Raw genomic sequence first — 16,632 nt, 5'->3', positions numbered from 1 at the left:
CCTCCTTGTGAGCCCTCTAGTCCGCCCACTCTGATCTAGAGATTGAAAACAACTCCTGAATTAACATCCGGCAAATTAAACTATAATGGGTTAGCAGCGTTTCTTGGTAAGGTTTGCTCTCTTGAAAAGAGAACGTGGACTGGCTCTGCGCTTGTAATAACGGACTCGCTTTATCGTATAGCGGCACCGATTGAATCAGTTGCTGCTGCAATGAAAACTGTATGCTCCCCCGCTCAGCCAACCGGTATGCCGTGGAAGAAGGATCAACCAGTTTCACTTGATGCGTCAACTGAGATGCTTCGCCTTCTGCCAGCGGGTAAGAGAACGTTCTACCCGCTACCCATGGCGTTCCCTCGACGGCATCGCCTTTGCCCACGATTGTCTGCAGCGGATAATAGGTAAAACCGTATTGCAGCAGCCTTGCATGATCGGCCCAATCATCGCCATCATTCAGCGTGACGACGGCGAGCTGTTGACCGTTCCTGGTCGCTGAAGAAACAAGGCAGCGCTTCGCAAGCTTTGTATACCCTGTTTTCACACCGTCCGCTCCTTCAAAAAGAGAGAGCATCTTGTTTTTGTTCAACCACGAATAATCCCAGGCTTCATTCGGGTTCGGCACTTTTTTCAGCTTCGTCGAGACAATTTCCTTGAACACCGGATTCTTGAGCGCATAAGCCGTAAGCTTGGCCATATCGTTAGGACTGGAACGGTGGCCTTCCCCTTCATCGAGCCCCGATGGATTCGTAAAATGCGAATGATCCATGCCAAGCGAACGCGCTTTCTCGTTCATCAGATAGACGAAACCTTCCACGCTTCCGCCCACATTTTCGGCAATGGCTGTAGCTGCGTCATTCCCCGAACGAAGCATCAAGCCATACAGCATATCATGCAGTCTCATCTCTTCGCCAAGCTTCAGGTAGATGGATGAGCCCTCTTTGCCGAAGGCCGTTTTGCTAACCTTCACTTTATCGTTCAACTTCCCTTGTTCAATCGCGATAATGGCGGTCATGATTTTGGTCAAGGAGGCAATCCGCATAGGCGTGTCCCCTTTTTCACTATAAAGGATGCGTCCAGACTCCACGTCAATGAGCGAGGCACCAACCGCATTGGTACGAATGCCTGGCGGCGCTGCTTCCACTTGCGCCCAAGGTGCGAGCAATAGACTGATCAATGCGCTGCACAAGATGATGAACCCGACTCTTTTCTTCATCGTTATCCCCCTACTTACCAAATAGACAAGACAAAAACTTTGTACAAGTATATGCTTTGGAAATGGGGATATGTCCAAGTCCTGTTATTTACAAAAGGAGAAACCATCGGTATAATGAGTTGGAATTGAATAACGAGATCACCGGAGGAGCCTGTCATTGCAGGCTCCTTTTTGCCATTTTTCGGATAATACTGGGAAAAAGGTTTAGTATCTGCGTGCTTGTGCCATAACTAAAATGGAAGAAGATGGAGGTTTATTATGCTTACTTGGATAGCACTTATTATTTTTTTAGTCACTTATGCGCTCATTATTTCGGAAAAAGTCAACCGTGCCGCGATCGCCTTATTGGGTGCTGTGATCATGGTTTTCGCAGGTATTCTGGATGTTCATAAAATTTTCGAGAAGTACATTGAATGGGAAACCATCACGCTCTTAATCGGAATGATGATCCTTGTGGGTATCACCAACCAGACAGGTGTCTTTCAGTTTGTTGCCATACGCGCGGCCAAAGCCGTCAAAGGCGATCCGATGAAGATCCTGCTTGTTCTATCCACGTTAACCGCTTTTGGTTCTGCCCTTTTGGACAATGTAACGACGGTTTTGCTTGTTGTCCCTGTTACCATCGCGATTACGCGCATATTGGAAATAAATCCTGTCCCCTTTCTGATGGCTGAAATCATTGCTTCCAATATCGGTGGAACAGCTACATTAATAGGCGATCCGCCTAATATTATGATCGGGTCCGCGAATCCGCATTTAACGTTTAATGCTTTTCTCCTTCATCTTGGCCCTATCGCACTCATTATTATGATTGTATCGCTTGTCATGCTTTACCTCATGTTCCGCAAACAGATGCATCCCAATCCCGTATTGCAAGCCAAACTGATGGAAATGAATGAACGGGAGACCATCCAAGATCAGCGGCTCATGGTCAAATCCTTGATTGTTTTAGCGCTGACCCTCATCGGTTTTATGCTTCATGCGGTCATTCATGTCGACGCGGCCGTCGTTGCGATAACAGGTGCGATATTACTTATGCTTTTCGGATTAAAAGAACACGATATCGAGAAAGCTTTCGCTTCGATCGAGTGGGTGACGATTTTCTTTTTCGCGGGATTATTTAGCTTAGTGGGGGGATTGCAAGAAGTTGGACTGATTAAAAAGCTGGCCATGCTTGCCCTGGATGTAACAGAAGGCAACATTCAAAGCGCCTCCTTGCTCATCCTTTGGGGTTCTGGAGTGGCTTCGGCAACCATCGACAATATTCCTTTTGTCGCAACTATGATTCCGCTCATCAAAGATATGGCGGATGGGCTTGGCCTTGCCGTAGATTCAGCGCCAATCAATACACTGTGGTGGTCGCTTGCTTTAGGCGCATGTTTAGGCGGAAACGGCACCATTATCGGTGCGTCAGCGAATGTCATCGTGGCTGGCCTAGCGGCCAAAGAGGGGAAAGGCTTTAGTTATTTGGAGTTTTTAAAAGTAGGCGTTCCTATTACGCTGGTTTCATTGCTGCTCGCGCACGTCTACATTTATCTTCGTTATTTGCTGTGATCACGCATAAAAAAAAGCTGTCACAGAGGACAGCCCAGACGATAACCGATTCTTATACGATGAAATTTTGATTCTCGATATTCGTTACGTTGTTAGCGCCGTTTGTTCCCACTGTGCCCGCTTTCGTGTTAAAGCCTTTGACCATGCTTTGAATGCGGTCTACAACCTGCGGCGCAGAATCGATGAGGCGTTCCAGGATATGCGTTTGGTTGTCGAGAGGAACAACTTTAACGCCATTTTTACCAACAACGAGGAAGGCAATCGGTGTAATGGAGACCCCGCCGCCGCTGCCTCCTCCGAAAGGAAGGGCAACCTTCGCGTTCAATGCATCGTTTTTGCCCATCGTGCCGCCTTCAATTTCAATTTCAGAATCGGTCACGAACTCGCTGCCGCCCGCTGCAAATCCGAAACCAACTTTGGATATTGGCATAATGACACTGCCATCCGGAGTTTCAACAGGGTCTCCGACAATCGTGTTAACGTCGACCATTTCCTTGATATTTTCCATGGCGACTTTCATGAGTCCTTGAATCGGGTGTTCTGACATGATAATATTCCTCCTTAGCGTTTTTCGCCATTAAAAACTGGCATCGGAAGCTTAAGTGTCTAAGACCAATATTGGTTCTTTTTTAGAGTACCCTTAGAGGAATATCGTTATGTACATCACGAAGCTGTTTTAAATCTTGACCTTGCTTTCAGAGCCATTTGAATCCAGGTGCGTATGCCGCCTTTTACTTTAGCAGCCCTTACCATCAGCCTGACGCCTGCAAAAACCATATGCCAGACGCGGATTCGGGCAGCAACCCGTACTTCCGTTGAGAAGTGTTTCTCATTAAATTGCGGAATCACGTCTACCCGCGGCGTTGCCCTCACCTGAACATAGCGCATTGTAAAGCCTAAGAGCGACGATTTAATCCCCCAGATGGCTCCCGTCGTAATAGCCGTTTCCGGAGCATCTCCCACACCGACGCGCGTTACCCATTTTAACTCGGTACATTCCACTCTAGCTAAAGTCTGCCGCGTCCAATCATACAAATTGAGCGTATGAACAAGCAAGTCTTTGGTTTCCTTATAAAATTGAATTACTTTGTCCTTCGTAATATGATCCTTGCTCTCATCTTTCAGCTTTGCGTATGTTTTATTCACAATTTCCGATTTGATCAGGATCCCTTTCGTGAATCCCTTGAACTGTATGATGGGGATTACATAGCGATAACGGATTAATCCAAATAAAGCACGCATCTCCACAGTAAGTGTGTCATTATCTTTCACTCTGGAGAAATAAAACTCTCCCCGAATGAAACTGAGCAGCGCAATGATAATGGCAAGGATGACGATTAGAAGCACGAATCCTACCCACAACAACCCCATTCTCCCCCTTAACAAAAAAACTCCACAGCCAGAAGTGATCTTCTGGCAAGTAGAGTTAGTATGAGCTAATTTAGGAAATGAAATGCATTTATCGTTACTCGGTTTCCTCCGAAACATCCTCGAGTGTAATCTGTTTCTGATCTCCGCCCATCCGATCAAACAACATGCGAGTTTCTTCCTCCAGATCAAACTCGCCTTGGAAGCTGCCTGAATCCGGCAGTTCCTGGATGGAGCTGAGCCCGAAATACTCAAGAAATTGTTTGGATGTACCATACAAGATCGGTTTTCCTACTGCATCTGCACGTCCAACTTCCAATATAAGATCTTTTCCTACCAGAGTAGCCAAAGCACGATCACATTTCACGCCGCGTATTTCTTCGATCTCTACTCTTGTAATCGGTTGTTTATAAGCAACAATGGATAAGGTTTCCAGTGCAGCTTGCGATAAGGATGAACGTGAAGGTGTGTAAGCCAGTCGCTCAAAATATGGCGCATGCTCAGCCAATGTCGTTAACTGGTAAGCACCGGCTACCTCAACGATCTGGACTCCTCTTCCCTTGCGTTTAAATTCCGTGCGCATATCCTTAAGCAAATCGCGAACGATGTACAAATCAAGATCCATGACCTCAGCTATTTGTTTGGCATCCAATCCCTCGTCACCAGAGGCAAAAAGGAGTCCCTCAATAATCGATTTCATCTGTGGAAAACTGAGTGTCAATGTCTGAACCCTCCTCTTTGGCTTGAATCACGATATCTTCAAATAATTGATATTGATAACATACGACTTTTTTCATTTTCATCAATTCAAGAATGGCCAAAAATGTGACGACGATCTCTTCCCGAGTCATTTCATAATCAAACAATTTCGAGAAAAGCAGCTTGCCGCCTTTCACTTTTAGCAAATCTATAACCTCTCTAATCCGTTCTTTGACAGAAATCTCGTCTCTTCGAATTCTAGTAACAATATTGCGGTTCACAAGTTTGCGAAGCGTGCGCTGAAAAGCGAATAGCAAATCAGCAACGTCCAGCCCTTCAACAGGGTTCTCCTGCACATGCGGCAGGAATGGCGTCAAGTCTTCAGGCTCACGCGTATACACCAGGCTTCGCTCTACTTCTTTATCTCTAAGCATATCAGCAATAGACTTGTACTTTCTGTACTCAATAAGTTTAGCGACTAACTCTGCGCGAGGATCAAGCTCGTCTTCCATATCATCAAAATATTCGTCAAATTCAATAACAGGCGGCTTGGGCAGCAGCATTTTGCTTTTGATAGAGAGTAGTGTAGCGGCCATGACTAGAAACTCACTTGTAATCTCCAACTCCAGCTCTTGCATAGCTTGTACATAAGCCAAATACTGATCTGTAATTTCTTTGACAGGAATATTATAAATGTCGAGTTCATTTTTATCGATAAGATGAAGCAAAAGATCAAGGGGGCCTTCAAAAGCTTCTAACTTATAGGTAACTTTCATGTAATCTCCCCCTTGTCATAGTGAAAATATATTCATAACAAACTGCGCGGCAAACGGATAAATACGTTCCAAGGCCCATTGGCCGATAGGTGTAATCATCAAAACGATGACAAGAAAAAGTGCATATCGCTGATTGCGATCCATCCATCTTTGATTTTTCGGAGGAATCAGGCCTTTAAGGATATACCAACCATCTAGCGGATAAAGCGGTAACATATGTATAAGGCAAATCATGAGATTGACAATGACGCCGTACTGCAAATAGACTCGCCATTGTTCCACGGTGATCGACTCGGATGCTCCTCCGAAAAAATCAGGAAGAAAGAAATAGAGCCACCAGAAAAACAAAGCGAGCAGCAAATTGGTAAAAGGACCTGCTGCATACACAATTGTATGATAAAGTTTTGGCTTTTTAAACTGCATAGCCTCTACCGGCATTTTCTTCGACCAGCCGTAAGGACCAAAAACAATCATCGCCAACCCCAAGGCATCCAAGTGTACCAAGGGGTTAAGCGATAAACGTTTGCTGTCCCGGGCTGTCCGGTCTCCGAACAGCCAAGCAACTCCTGCATGTGCAGCATCATGGAGCGTCATCGCAATCAGGAAGGCGAGCAGCCTGGGAAGCAGTGATTCCAGATGATAATAAGAAAGCATTAGGAAGTGAATTGTTTCGTCAAGTTCGCCATCTCAATTGCCGTTACTGCCGCTTCCCAACCCTTGTTGCCAGCTTTCGTTCCCGCGCGTTCAACCGCTTGCTCGATAGAATCCGTCGTTAAAACACCAAAGATTGTTGGAACGCCTGTTTTCAGGTTAATGGCAGATACACCTTTTGCAACTTCACTGCACACATAATCAAAGTGAGGCGTTGAACCACGAATGACGGCGCCAAGGGTAATCACCGCATCATATTTCCCGCTTTCCGCCATTTTTTGAGCAATAAGCGGAAGTTCGAACGCGCCCGGTACCCAAGCAATATCCACTTCACTATCCTGAACGCCATGGCGTTTCAAAGCATCCTGCGCGCCGCCAAGCAATTTGGAAGTAATAAATTCATTGAAACGACCTACGACGATACCATATTTCAAATTCTGCGATACTAAATGTCCTTCATAAATTGTAGCCATGATTAAATTCTCCTTTTCTATATAAAAACCGTTATTTGAAGTGTAAGATCTAAGATCAGATTCCGCTGCCGGAATCATGGAAGCTCAGCATGTGGCCAAGCTTTTGTTTTTTTGTCCGCAAATAATTAACGTTGTCCTCTTTGCTTGGCATTTGAATCGGAACGCGTTCAACAACTTCGAGACCGTAACCCTCTAACCCTTTAATTTTGCGAGGATTGTTCGTCAACAAGCGCAGCTGCGTAATGCCAAGATCTTTCAGAATTTGCGCGCCAATGCCATAATCACGAAGATCTGGAGCAAATCCAAGCTTAATATTCGCTTCTACAGTGTCTAATCCCTGCTCTTGCAGAGCATAAGCTTTTAATTTGTTGATCAGACCAATACCGCGACCTTCCTGTCGCATATATAATAATACACCATTGCCCTCTTCATCAATCTGTTTTAATGCAGCATCCAGTTGAGGACCGCAATCGCAGCGGTGTGAATGGAAAACATCACCAGTTAAACACTCGGAATGCACACGAACCAGCGTTGGTTTGGAAGGGTCAATTGTTCCTTTAACTAGGGCAACATGCTCTTTGCTATCCAGTTGATTCGTATAGGCGATTGCTTTAAAAGTGCCGAAATCCGTAGGCAGCTTAATTTCAACTTCACGCTCAACCAATTTCTCCTGTTGATTGCGGTAGTGAATCAAATCTTGAATCGTAATGATGCATAAATCATGTTTTTTGGCGATTTCCATAAGATCCGGAACCCGAGCCATCGTTCCGTCTTCCTTGATGACTTCACAAATGACCGCGGCAGGATAGGACCCGCATAAAACAGCCAAATCAACCGCTGCTTCTGTATGTCCAGCTCTGCGGAGTACGCCGCCTTTTTTGGCGATTAGCGGGAAAATATGACCCGGTCTGCGGAAATCCTGAGGTTTCGTATCCGGATCAATCAAGCCCATAACCGTTCTTGAACGCTCATGTGCGGAAATCCCCGTACTTGTCTCAACATGGTCTACAGATACGGTAAAGGCAGTGCCATGATAATCGGTATTTCTAGCGACCATCGGCGGCAAGTCAAGCTCTTTGGCCCGTTCTTCCGTAATCGGCGTGCACACCAGCCCGCGGCCTTCTTTGATCATGAAATTAATCACTTCCGGGGTCGTTTTATCCGCCAGTGCGATGAAATCCCCTTCGTTCTCGCGATCTTCGTCATCCACAGCGATAATGACTTTCCCTAAACTGAGATCTTTCAGTGCTTCTTCGATCGTGCTGAATTTTATTTCTGTCATCTTCACCTCTCCTAACCGAACTATCTTTGTAAGCTAATTACCCTTACATAAAGCCATGATCCGCCAGAAAGCTTGCAGAAAGCGTGCTTTGCTTTTTACCGTTACCCGCCGAGGCATCAGCAGGACCGAACTTTAGCAGTCGTTCCATATATTTGCCCAGAACATCGCATTCCATGTTAATAGTATCTCCTGCTTTTTTATCATGCAGAACGGTTTGAGCCAGTGTATGCGGAATAATCGAAACCGCCAGATCGCGTTCTGTGACATCGACAACCGTAAGGGAGATCCCGTCAATGGTGATCGAGCCGCCAGCTATTATATATCGGAAAATGTGTTTATCCTCCGGTTCGAACCGATAAACAACCGCATTTTCTTCTGGAATCCGCGAAATAATCGTTGCTGTTGAATCTACATGTCCTTGCACAATGTGTCCGCCGAAACGGCCGTTTGCCGCCATCGCTCGCTCCAAATTCACGCGTGTACCGGCTTGCAGCTTGCGCAAATTCGTCTTGCGGTAAGTTTCCGGCATCACGTCGACAGAGAAAGATTCGTTGTCAAACGAAATGACCGTCAGACAAACCCCATTCACCGAAATGCTGTCTCCCAGATGAACATCCTCAAGGATCTTTTTTGCGCCAATCGTTAATACCATAGCTTGACCTACGCTATGAATGCGGCGCATGTGGCCGATTTCTTCAATAATGCCGGTAAACATGACAGCCCTCCATTCGTTAGCTCTTAAACACCGGATACCCGGTTAGGCATACATCCGGTCCGAACTGCTCGACCTTTAACCGGTCGAGCGTAATTGCGTCATCCATCTTCGCGAAGCCTTCGAAGGTGATGTTCATAGGTGCTGCCTGCCCGCCGCCGATAATTTTCGGCGCAAACATCAGCACCAGCTTATCCAGTAGGCGCCGCTCCAGCATGGCGCCGCTCAGCTTGCCTCCACCCTCGAGGAGGATGGAGCCGATCTCTCGCTCGCCGAGCTGCCGCATGGCGAGCGTCAGATCCACCTGCGGACCGTCGCCGCAGGTGAGGACCGTGATGCCGCGAGCTTCCAGCGCGGCACGCCGCTCTGCGGGCGCCTGTGCGGTGGCGAGCAGGATCGTCGGCTGACGATCCTGCTCGGTGAGCACCTGGGCGCCCAGCGGGACTCGCAAGCGCGAGTCCGCGATGATCCGTACCGGCTGCACAGCCGGTACGTCGCCGCGCGCGCTTAAGCGCGGGTCGTCGGCGATGACAGTATCGACGCCGACCATGATCCCCTGATGCCGATGGCGCAGGGTATGCACGAATTCGCGCGACGCAGGCGACGTAATCCATTTGCTGTCGCCTGTTTTCGAGGCAATGCGGCCGTCGAGCGTGCTGGCTGTTTTCAGCGTCACGAAAGGCATACGCGTGACGATGTACTTATTAAAAGTCTCATTCATGAGCGAGGCTTCCTCTCCCAGCAGCCCAACGGACACGTCTATGCCGTGGGCGCGCAGTTTGGCAACACCCGTGCCCGCAACCTGCGGGTTCGGGTCGGTGCCCGCAACGACAACGCGGGCAACACCGGCCTCAATGAGACGGTCGCTGCAAGGCGGCGTCTTGCCGTAGTGACTGCACGGCTCAAGCGTAACATACGCCGTGCTGCCCTTCGCTTCTTCGCCAGCCATCTGCAAAGCAAGAACCTCAGCATGGCCATGTCCGCGCTTCAGATGCGCCCCCATCCCCACGATACGACCGTCTTTTACCAGGACGCATCCAACAACGGGATTAATCCCTGTTTGGCCAAGAGCACTCTCAGCCATTTGCAGAGCGAGCCTCATATAAGCTTCATCATTCAAGACATGCATGTGTGTTCACTGCCTTTCCAAGCTATTTTGAAATAGAATGCAAAAAGACCCCTCCGTATATCGGATAGGGGCCAGAGATTGTTTAGGTAACACGAAGAAGCTTCATCCATCCACACTTGCTGCATTTTTGATCAAATCAAACAAGCACGACGTATCCATGCCAAAGCATAGACCTGCCGAATTTTTGTTCTCGTGAAAAAATGTACAAGCATGCATAGCGAATCTAATGTTCGCGTATTCCTTCTCCCATCCAGACTATACTGTCGGTCCCGGATTCTCACCGGGTCAGCCGTAGCGAAGCTGTATATCAGGTACCGCTAGCTTCAAAACGGGTCACGGACTAATTGAAAGCAGCCAGATCAGCCTGCCATCAAATCACCGCCGGTGTGGAATTTCACCACGCCCCGAAGGTTTGCACACATATGAAAAGTAACTTATGAAAAATTTATCACTCACTCATCGAAAAAGCAAGGTCTTTTTTACCTCGCCCTACAAAAAACGACTCATTTTGCACCGCTTCAACCCGATTGCGCCTATGTTTCCGGTAGCACTATTTGCATAAAACTGGATATATTCCCCTTCCAAATAGTACATACTGACCTGTGCAGGCTCTGCCCACATCCTAACGGACCACACTGCCGCTATTCCCGTTATTTCGAGCATTCTCTTCTCTAGCGGACTTCAGAGTCGCTATTCGGTCCATTCACGGCCATTTTAGTCGGAATCATCGTGAATAGCAGCTCTCCTGTCCGTTAGAATTTCACAAAGCCTATTTCTGCGAAATAAGGTCATCTCTGTCCGTTAGCTGATGTCTGCTGCACCTTTCTCTCTGAAGCTGCCCCACCTTCAGCGGCTTTCCAACGATGTTTTACATCGTTGAAGTTGTTCATGCGTGGTCGCCTCGTTGGAGCTCAGCTTTTTACCGTCGCTAGCATGTGGTGCGCAGGCTCAACCCTCATCTAACGGACCTCACAGCCGTTATTCCCGTTATTTCGCGCATTTCCCAGCTCTAACGGACTCCAGAGTCGCTATTCGGTCCATTCACGGCCATTTTAGTCGGAATCATCGTGAATAGCGGCTCTCCTGTCCGTTAGAATTTTACAAAGCCTTATTTCTGCGAAATAAGGCCATCTCTGTCCGTTAGCTGATGTCTGCTGCACTTTTCTCTCTGAAGCTCCCCTACCTTCGGCAGCTTTCCAACGATGTTTTACATCGTTGAAGTTGTTCATGCGTGGTCGCCTCATTGGAGCTCAGCTTCTTACCGTCGCCAGCATATCGTGCGCAAGCTTTGCCCTCATCCTAACGGACCTCACAGCCGCTATTCCCATTAAATCGCACATTTCCCAGCTCTGACGGATTCCAGAGTCTTTATCCGATCAATTCACGGCCATTCTGCAAGCAAAGCTCAAGTAACCGCCGACACTAGAGACTGGTGTCCAGCAGCTCCCTCAAATAAAAGAACCTGCTGACAACTGTCAGCAGGCTCTTCCCATTTTCCGATATTAAACTTCTACAACTTCTACTTTTTCCATCAAGTCTCTGCCTTTGAAAGCATCAACGAGTTCCATACCTTTGGACACTTTACCGAATACAGTATGTTGTCCATCAAGGTGAGGCTGTGGTTGGTAAGCGATGTAGAATTGGCTTCCACCTGTGTTTCTGCCTGCATGAGCCATAGCCAAGGAGCCGCGCTCATGTTTGTTAGGGTTGATTTCACAGTTGATTTGGTAGCCTGGGCCACCAGTTCCTGTGCCGGATGGACAACCGCCTTGTGCAACGAATCCTGGGATTACGCGATGAAAAACAAGTCCGTTGTAGAAACCGGAATTTGCTAATTTTTCAAAGTTGGCAACGGTATTTGGCGCGTCATTTTCGAAAAGATCGATTAGAACTTCGCCACCGCCTGCTAGTTTAATTTTTGCTTGTTTGGCCATTGTGGTCCACTCCTTTAGACAATAATATCTTATTCTACTATGAAAAGATGCATTTCACAAATCTGCCTTTCAGCTAAATAGAGAACTCTATTTTCGTGGGCACACAAAAAGCTATCCTTCAAGTCCTGAAGACCTGAGGGATAGCCCTTTCTCAGCCTGTAAATCCAGCTGTGTTCTATGTTAAACCGTTTTGCTCACTTGTTTCATTCTAGCAGGAATTAAATCGTTCCCGACAATATTGTCGAATGTCTCGCGCTTCACGACGAGATCGCTTTGCCCCTCGCTCACGAAAACTACGCCTGGACGGCGGATACGATTATAGTTGCTTGCCATCGCATAGTTATATGCGCCTGTGCAAGACACGGCAAGCACGTCGCCCGAGTTCACTTTCGGGAGGTTCACGTCCCAAATCAGCATATCGCCGCTCTCACAGCATTTACCGGCAATCGATACGACCTCCGTAGGCTCTTCGGTTGCGCGGTTCGCCAGCATAGCTTCATACACAGCCTCATACAAGGCAGGGCGCGGGTTATCTGTCATACCGCCATCGACAGATACATATTTACGTACACCAGGAATATCTTTCGCCGTTCCAACGGTGTACAAGGTCGTTCCTGCGTCGCCGACGATACTGCGGCCCGGCTCTACCCAGATTTCGGGAAGCGGATATTCGTTGCGTCCGAAATTGTCTTTAATCGCATCCGTGATAGCTTTCACGTAAACGGATACCGGAAGCGGAGTATCTTCATTCACATAACGGATACCGAAGCCTCCGCCAAGGTTAATGACTTTGAATGTCACGCCAATTTCTTGACGAACTTGAACGGCAAAGCTGGCCATTTTCTCGGCAGCCATGCGGAAGCCTTCCACCTCAAAAATTTGCGAGCCAATATGAGAATGAATACCGAGCAGTTCCAAATGGCTCAGCTTGGAAGCCTCCTCCACCGCGCGGAATGCGGAACCGTTGCCTAGATCGAAACCGAACTTGGAATCCGTTTGGCCCGTGGAAATATATTCATGCGTATGTGCTTCGACACCTGGCGTAATACGCAGTAAAATTTTCACTTTTTGACGTTTTTCACCGGCAATGGCGTTCAGCATTTGAAGCTCGATAAAATTATCTACAACGAAACAGCCAATTTTCGCATCAATCGCCATCTCGATCTCGTCAATCGTTTTGTTGTTGCCATGGAAATGAATCCGCTCAGCCGGGAATCCAGCTTGAAGAGCTGTATACAGCTCGCCGTCCGATACAACATCGAGGGACATTCCTTCTTCTTCGACAATGCGGCACATCGCCATCACACAAAAAGCTTTGCTCGCATAAGCCACTTGGAATTTGAGACCGGACGCTTTGAAAGCATCTACAAACTCGCGGCAACGTTCACGCACAAGCGCTTCGTCAAACACATATAAAGGTGTCCCATATTCCGCAACCAGCTTCGTTGCGTCGACACCACCGATTTCAAGGTGACCTTGACCGTTAATTTTACTTGTACCATGCAAATACATAGCTTCATTTCCCCCTCACCCTGAACCTGCTGCTGCTCATATTTCGCTCAAACGGCCGAATGCGCATTACTATTTAAATTAACATAGGAAAAGCGTATTTGACAATATCCTCACTACCCTAAATCGTAAAAAGGACAAGATGAATGCTCTTGTCCTTTTAGTTTATTACGATTTGGGTTGACGTGTGCCGTCAATTGGTTTTGTAATGCTTAGACGCGTTTTGGCTGCCAATACGGGACGGCGTAGAAGAATCGCAAAAAAGCTTTTCGCGTTGAAAGGAATGAGCGGCCACATGTAGGGGGCATTGTAGGACTTTCTTGTAGCCAGCCAGAGCAGCCATAAGGTCGATCCGACTACAAAACCCGGAACATGGAAGATAGCCACAGCAATGAGCAACCCCAGCCGGATGATCCGGTTAGCCAGCCCCAACTCATAGCTTGGAGTAGCAAACATCCCAATGGAAGCAAGAGCCAGATATAGGATCACTTCATTGATGAATAAACCCGTCTTAACGGCTATATCCCCAACCAATATGGCTGCTACCAAACCCATGGCAGTTGCGAGTGGAGACGGGGTATGCACCGCGGCCATCCGCATCAGATCGATCCCGATATCGGCGATTAGGAATTGAACAAGCAGCGGCAGCGTGCCCTCTTTCTGCGGCCCAAGAAACTCTAGACCGGGAGGTTTTAAAGAAGGATCCATCACCATCATAAACCAAAGCGGAAGCAGGAAAATGGAGGACATGATTCCGGCAAACCGCACCCACCTTAAATAAGTGCCGATAAACGGCGTTTGTCTATACTCCTCTGCATGCTGCACATGATGGAAGAAGGTCGTTGGCAATATCATTACGCTTGGAGATGTATCCACAAATAGACACACATGTCCTTCCATCAAATGTGCGGACACAACATCGGGACGCTCTGAATAACGTACCATCGGATACGGATTCCAGCCTTTATTAACGATAGCTTCCTCCAGCTGCTTTTCACCTAGGGGGAGACCATCTAACTTCACTTGGCTGATTTTTTCTTTAATTGCATCAACCAAATCCGCATTCGCAATATCGTTGATATAACCGATGCAGACATCCGTTTTGGTTCGTTTGCCAATTTGCATAATCTCCAGCTTCAACCGCTCATCGCGCACTCTTCGTCTAACGAGTGTTACGTTCAATAATAAGGTTTCTACGAAACCGTCCCGTGAACCTCTGACAACCCGCTCCAAATCCGGCTCGCCAATGGACCGAACGGGATAGCTCTTGACGTCGATGGCGATGGCCGCCGTTTCTCCCTCAATGAAGAGCGCGGTTCCACCCATGAGCACCTGCCCTACGATTTCGGACATTTTTTTGTAGGACTTGACTTGATTGTGAGGGATTAGATAATCCATGAAAGATTCGACCGTGTGGTGGTTCACACTTTTTTCACCGGCATAGGAAAGGCGTGTCAGAATATCCGATAAAACCGTATCCTTGACGAACCCGTTACAGTAGAAGATCCCCACTCTTTTTGATCCGAACACCATTTCCCTAAGCACAAGATCGAAGCTGCGATTGAGGCCAACGCGCTCCTCCAGCACTCTTTTTACATCCTCTAAGTTATCCGGAATGTCCTCCTGAATTTTCAACTCCTTTTCTTCCGGCGTCATATTCGTGATTGGATTATATTCCGATAAATTTCCTTCCTCATCAATGGCCAGTTTATCTAATTTTTCTTTGGATTCGTTCACATGATCATGTTCATGTTCATGGTCATTCCCTGTTTTGACGATTACTTTCATGTCCGTGCGCCTCCTTCAATCCTTAATAAAACAACCACTCAAACAAGGATCCAAACACTTTGCCGAAAATCATCGCCATCAGCAGCAAAATCATATAGGAACCCATACCCACCCTCTTGGCAAGGATCGGCAGCACATTAATAATTTCAGTAAGCGCAGCTGCTAACATCCCTACAAAACAGCCGGCAAATAGTCCAACGAGCGAAGCACTTATTGGAAATAGATGCACCTTCATATCGCTAAAATCCACCCAAGTAAACAAAAGGGAACCTAACACAACCGCAGCTTCATAGGCACGTATTTTAGAGAATGTTCGTGTGATCTGCGCCAGCCTCGGAATAATGTCCAGGACCACAAGAAAGGCAACCATCCCGCTGCCCACGGCAATTCCTCCCGCTAATCCGATAAAAGCAATCAGAAGGACTTCTCCAAGGAGAGTCATCCCTTCGACTCCCCTTCCTCATGAATTTTCATATACTCTTCGGTGATCACATAATGGTTAATATTCTCTTGGTACATGAACATTTCGACTTCAAGCGGACTTGGTTCCTCATTAAATTTCTTTTTAAACAAATGGTTGAAGAAGATCACCATCCCGACACCTATGCCGAGGGAATACGGGATTTGCAGAATGAGCGGATGCTCTACCTTTTTACCCGTCATCAGCTCGTAGATCCTCTGGTGAACCTCCAGCATGGAAACATCGGCATGGAAATTCATAATGGCCAGCCCTGAACCGATGAACAGCAGCAGCCATACCAATCCGATGAGCACTGGACTTGCTTTTTTATTATCAGAAAAAATTTCAAGGAGCACATGAGGTTCCCCAAAATGCTCAATTTGCAGCTCCGGGTACCGCTCTTTCACTTTCCGAACGATCAGCATCATATCAATCAGGACGCGGTTGCCATCCTCCTGCTGCGGCTTATGAATAATCAGCTCGTTCAAAGCTGTTTCATAGTCAGGTTCCACAATAATTTGCGCGATATGCCGCAGCTGAACGACACTTCCTTTGCGAACACTCGCCTTACGCCTGAGCCGGATATACAGGTATGGAGCTCCACTATTAGCCATGGTCTCACTCCCTTCACTACTTACGGGTATCATCCATGTATAGGAGTAGTATGCAAAATGTTTCCTACCCATAATCACCCGCTGCAATGGTAAATTCTCCAGGAATAAAGCTCTCCTCAAATTGACATAGTAAGAAATGAATAACGATAACTTATTCCATACAAAGAAGGTGATAACATGGCAAAAGTAGCGTTAACTCTAGTGATTATTGGTGCGCTGAATTGGCTTTTAGTTGGGCTCTTCGAATGGGATTTAGTTTCAGCTATATTGGGTGGGGATTCACATCGGGAATCTTCGGTTTTAAGTCGCATTATCTATACCATCGTCGGCTTATGCGGCATTTACTGCGTAAGATTCTATTCCGACAACAGATATTCTGCACGATAAACGTATAGGTTTAAAAAAAGAAAGCCGCCATACCCAGTAGATTGTCGGGTAAATAGCGGCTCTTTTTCTTTTCTATAAAAATAGCT

The 16,632-nt window shown here is 47.1% G+C and carries 18 protein-coding genes and 1 riboswitch; of the genes, 2 read left to right on the top strand and 16 right to left on the bottom strand.

Annotated features, from left to right (window positions below; translation table 11 throughout):
• Nucleotides 1-16: 16 nt before the first annotated feature.
• A complete protein-coding gene (locus tag GON05_RS15710; RefSeq protein WP_157319971.1) occupies nt 17-1,210 on the bottom strand; it encodes a D-alanyl-D-alanine carboxypeptidase family protein in 1,194 nt (397 codons plus the stop codon).
• 258 nt (nt 1,211-1,468) lie between these two features.
• On the opposite strand from GON05_RS15710, the gene GON05_RS15705 reads away from it, so the two are divergent.
• Entirely contained in the window at nt 1,469-2,764 is a 1,296-nt protein-coding gene (locus tag GON05_RS15705) for an ArsB/NhaD family transporter (RefSeq protein WP_157319970.1), read from the top strand.
• Nucleotides 2,765-2,816: 52 nt separating this feature from the next.
• Here GON05_RS15705 and ytfJ read toward each other — a convergent pair whose 3' ends face one another.
• From ytfJ to GON05_RS15635, 15 genes are all read right to left on the bottom strand, one after another.
• Nucleotides 2,817-3,311: a GerW family sporulation protein gene (gene ytfJ, locus GON05_RS15700; protein WP_157319969.1), complete on the bottom strand. Its 495-nt coding sequence runs from the start codon at nt 3,309-3,311 to the stop codon at nt 2,817-2,819.
• 116 nt (nt 3,312-3,427) lie between these two features.
• The gene (locus GON05_RS15695; protein ID WP_221435235.1) at nt 3,428-4,135 is read right to left on the bottom strand and encodes a DUF2953 domain-containing protein; all 708 of its coding nucleotides are present in this window, start codon (nt 4,133-4,135) and stop codon (nt 3,428-3,430) included.
• 94 nt (nt 4,136-4,229) lie between these two features.
• Nucleotides 4,230-4,832 carry an SMC-Scp complex subunit ScpB gene (gene scpB, locus GON05_RS15690; RefSeq protein ID WP_157319967.1) on the bottom strand — a complete coding sequence of 201 codons (603 nt, stop codon included), beginning with the start codon at nt 4,830-4,832 and terminating at the stop codon, nt 4,230-4,232.
• Nucleotides 4,816-5,607 (bottom strand): segregation and condensation protein A, encoded by a 792-nt coding sequence (locus GON05_RS15685; RefSeq protein ID WP_157319966.1) that lies wholly within the window; start codon nt 5,605-5,607, stop codon nt 4,816-4,818. The genes scpB and GON05_RS15685 overlap by 17 nt, the downstream gene beginning before the upstream one ends.
• Nucleotides 5,608-5,622: 15 nt before the next feature.
• Complete coding sequence (locus tag GON05_RS15680) at nt 5,623-6,261, bottom strand: site-2 protease family protein (RefSeq protein ID WP_157319965.1); 639 nt, start codon at nt 6,259-6,261, stop codon at nt 5,623-5,625.
• Nucleotides 6,261-6,731, bottom strand: a complete 471-nt coding sequence (ribH, locus tag GON05_RS15675) for a 6,7-dimethyl-8-ribityllumazine synthase (RefSeq protein ID WP_127451174.1) — start codon at nt 6,729-6,731, stop codon at nt 6,261-6,263. The genes GON05_RS15680 and ribH overlap by 1 nt, the downstream gene beginning before the upstream one ends.
• 55 nt (nt 6,732-6,786) lie before the next feature.
• The gene (locus GON05_RS15670; RefSeq protein WP_157319964.1) at nt 6,787-8,013 is read right to left on the bottom strand and encodes a bifunctional 3,4-dihydroxy-2-butanone-4-phosphate synthase/GTP cyclohydrolase II; all 1,227 of its coding nucleotides are present in this window, start codon (nt 8,011-8,013) and stop codon (nt 6,787-6,789) included.
• A 43-nt stretch (nt 8,014-8,056) separates the two neighbouring features.
• Nucleotides 8,057-8,728 (bottom strand): riboflavin synthase, encoded by a 672-nt coding sequence (gene ribE / locus GON05_RS15665; protein ID WP_157319963.1) that lies wholly within the window; start codon nt 8,726-8,728, stop codon nt 8,057-8,059.
• A 16-nt stretch (nt 8,729-8,744) separates the two neighbouring features.
• The gene (ribD, locus tag GON05_RS15660) at nt 8,745-9,854 is read right to left on the bottom strand and encodes a bifunctional diaminohydroxyphosphoribosylaminopyrimidine deaminase/5-amino-6-(5-phosphoribosylamino)uracil reductase RibD (RefSeq protein WP_157319962.1); all 1,110 of its coding nucleotides are present in this window, start codon (nt 9,852-9,854) and stop codon (nt 8,745-8,747) included.
• Nucleotides 9,855-10,088: 234 nt separating this feature from the next.
• A riboswitch (FMN riboswitch) is annotated at nt 10,089-10,270 on the bottom strand.
• A 636-nt stretch (nt 10,271-10,906) separates the two neighbouring features.
• Entirely contained in the window at nt 10,907-11,098 is a 192-nt protein-coding gene (locus GON05_RS38845; protein ID WP_185157217.1) for a hypothetical protein, read from the bottom strand.
• A 258-nt stretch (nt 11,099-11,356) separates the two neighbouring features.
• Nucleotides 11,357-11,788 (bottom strand): peptidylprolyl isomerase, encoded by a 432-nt coding sequence (locus GON05_RS15655; RefSeq protein ID WP_127458246.1) that lies wholly within the window; start codon nt 11,786-11,788, stop codon nt 11,357-11,359.
• A 180-nt stretch (nt 11,789-11,968) separates the two neighbouring features.
• Complete coding sequence (gene lysA / locus GON05_RS15650) at nt 11,969-13,300, bottom strand: diaminopimelate decarboxylase (protein ID WP_127458245.1); 1,332 nt, start codon at nt 13,298-13,300, stop codon at nt 11,969-11,971.
• A gap of 165 nt (nt 13,301-13,465) precedes the next feature.
• On the bottom strand, nt 13,466-15,085 hold the full coding sequence (locus GON05_RS15645; RefSeq protein WP_157319961.1) for a spore germination protein: 1,620 nt from the start codon (nt 15,083-15,085) through the stop codon (nt 13,466-13,468).
• 22 nt (nt 15,086-15,107) lie between these two features.
• Entirely contained in the window at nt 15,108-15,527 is a 420-nt protein-coding gene (locus GON05_RS15640; RefSeq protein ID WP_157319960.1) for a stage V sporulation protein AB, read from the bottom strand.
• A complete protein-coding gene (locus tag GON05_RS15635) occupies nt 15,524-16,159 on the bottom strand; it encodes a stage V sporulation protein AA (protein WP_127458242.1) in 636 nt (211 codons plus the stop codon). Before GON05_RS15635 ends, GON05_RS15640 begins: the two co-directional genes overlap by 4 nt.
• 177 nt (nt 16,160-16,336) lie before the next feature.
• Between GON05_RS15635 and GON05_RS15630 the strand changes: the two genes are divergently transcribed.
• Nucleotides 16,337-16,546 (top strand): DUF378 domain-containing protein, encoded by a 210-nt coding sequence (locus tag GON05_RS15630; protein WP_127458241.1) that lies wholly within the window; start codon nt 16,337-16,339, stop codon nt 16,544-16,546.
• Nucleotides 16,547-16,632 lie beyond the last annotated feature (86 nt).

The organism is Paenibacillus anseongensis (assembly GCF_009757995.1).
Lineage (GTDB): Bacteria > Bacillota > Bacilli > Paenibacillales > NBRC-103111 > Paenibacillus_E > Paenibacillus_E chondroitinus.
The sequence above is the reverse complement of the archived record's forward strand: the minus strand, read 5'-3'. Positions and strand labels throughout refer to the sequence as shown.

What these genes read in the sequence shown, in the direction of transcription:
- GON05_RS15710 (WP_157319971.1), bottom strand. Translation starts at nt 1,210, where the DNA reads ATGAAGAAAAGAGTCGGGTTCATCATCTTGTGCAGCGCATTGATCAGT.
- GON05_RS15705 (WP_157319970.1), top strand. Translation starts at nt 1,469, where the DNA reads ATGCTTACTTGGATAGCACTTATTATTTTTTTAGTCACTTATGCGCTC.
- ytfJ (WP_157319969.1), bottom strand. Translation starts at nt 3,311, where the DNA reads ATGTCAGAACACCCGATTCAAGGACTCATGAAAGTCGCCATGGAAAAT.
- GON05_RS15695 (WP_221435235.1), bottom strand. Translation starts at nt 4,135, where the DNA reads ATGGGGTTGTTGTGGGTAGGATTCGTGCTTCTAATCGTCATCCTTGCC.
- scpB (WP_157319967.1), bottom strand. Translation starts at nt 4,832, where the DNA reads ATGAAATCGATTATTGAGGGACTCCTTTTTGCCTCTGGTGACGAGGGA.
- GON05_RS15685 (WP_157319966.1), bottom strand. Translation starts at nt 5,607, where the DNA reads ATGAAAGTTACCTATAAGTTAGAAGCTTTTGAAGGCCCCCTTGATCTT.
- GON05_RS15680 (WP_157319965.1), bottom strand. Translation starts at nt 6,261, where the DNA reads ATGCTTTCTTATTATCATCTGGAATCACTGCTTCCCAGGCTGCTCGCC.
- ribH (WP_127451174.1), bottom strand. Translation starts at nt 6,731, where the DNA reads ATGGCTACAATTTATGAAGGACATTTAGTATCGCAGAATTTGAAATAT.
- GON05_RS15670 (WP_157319964.1), bottom strand. Translation starts at nt 8,013, where the DNA reads ATGACAGAAATAAAATTCAGCACGATCGAAGAAGCACTGAAAGATCTC.
- ribE (WP_157319963.1), bottom strand. Translation starts at nt 8,728, where the DNA reads ATGTTTACCGGCATTATTGAAGAAATCGGCCACATGCGCCGCATTCAT.
- ribD (WP_157319962.1), bottom strand. Translation starts at nt 9,854, where the DNA reads ATGCATGTCTTGAATGATGAAGCTTATATGAGGCTCGCTCTGCAAATG.
- GON05_RS38845 (WP_185157217.1), bottom strand. Translation starts at nt 11,098, where the DNA reads ATGAGGCGACCACGCATGAACAACTTCAACGATGTAAAACATCGTTGG.
- GON05_RS15655 (WP_127458246.1), bottom strand. Translation starts at nt 11,788, where the DNA reads ATGGCCAAACAAGCAAAAATTAAACTAGCAGGCGGTGGCGAAGTTCTA.
- lysA (WP_127458245.1), bottom strand. Translation starts at nt 13,300, where the DNA reads ATGTATTTGCATGGTACAAGTAAAATTAACGGTCAAGGTCACCTTGAA.
- GON05_RS15645 (WP_157319961.1), bottom strand. Translation starts at nt 15,085, where the DNA reads ATGAAAGTAATCGTCAAAACAGGGAATGACCATGAACATGAACATGAT.
- GON05_RS15640 (WP_157319960.1), bottom strand. Translation starts at nt 15,527, where the DNA reads ATGACTCTCCTTGGAGAAGTCCTTCTGATTGCTTTTATCGGATTAGCG.
- GON05_RS15635 (WP_127458242.1), bottom strand. Translation starts at nt 16,159, where the DNA reads ATGGCTAATAGTGGAGCTCCATACCTGTATATCCGGCTCAGGCGTAAG.
- GON05_RS15630 (WP_127458241.1), top strand. Translation starts at nt 16,337, where the DNA reads ATGGCAAAAGTAGCGTTAACTCTAGTGATTATTGGTGCGCTGAATTGG.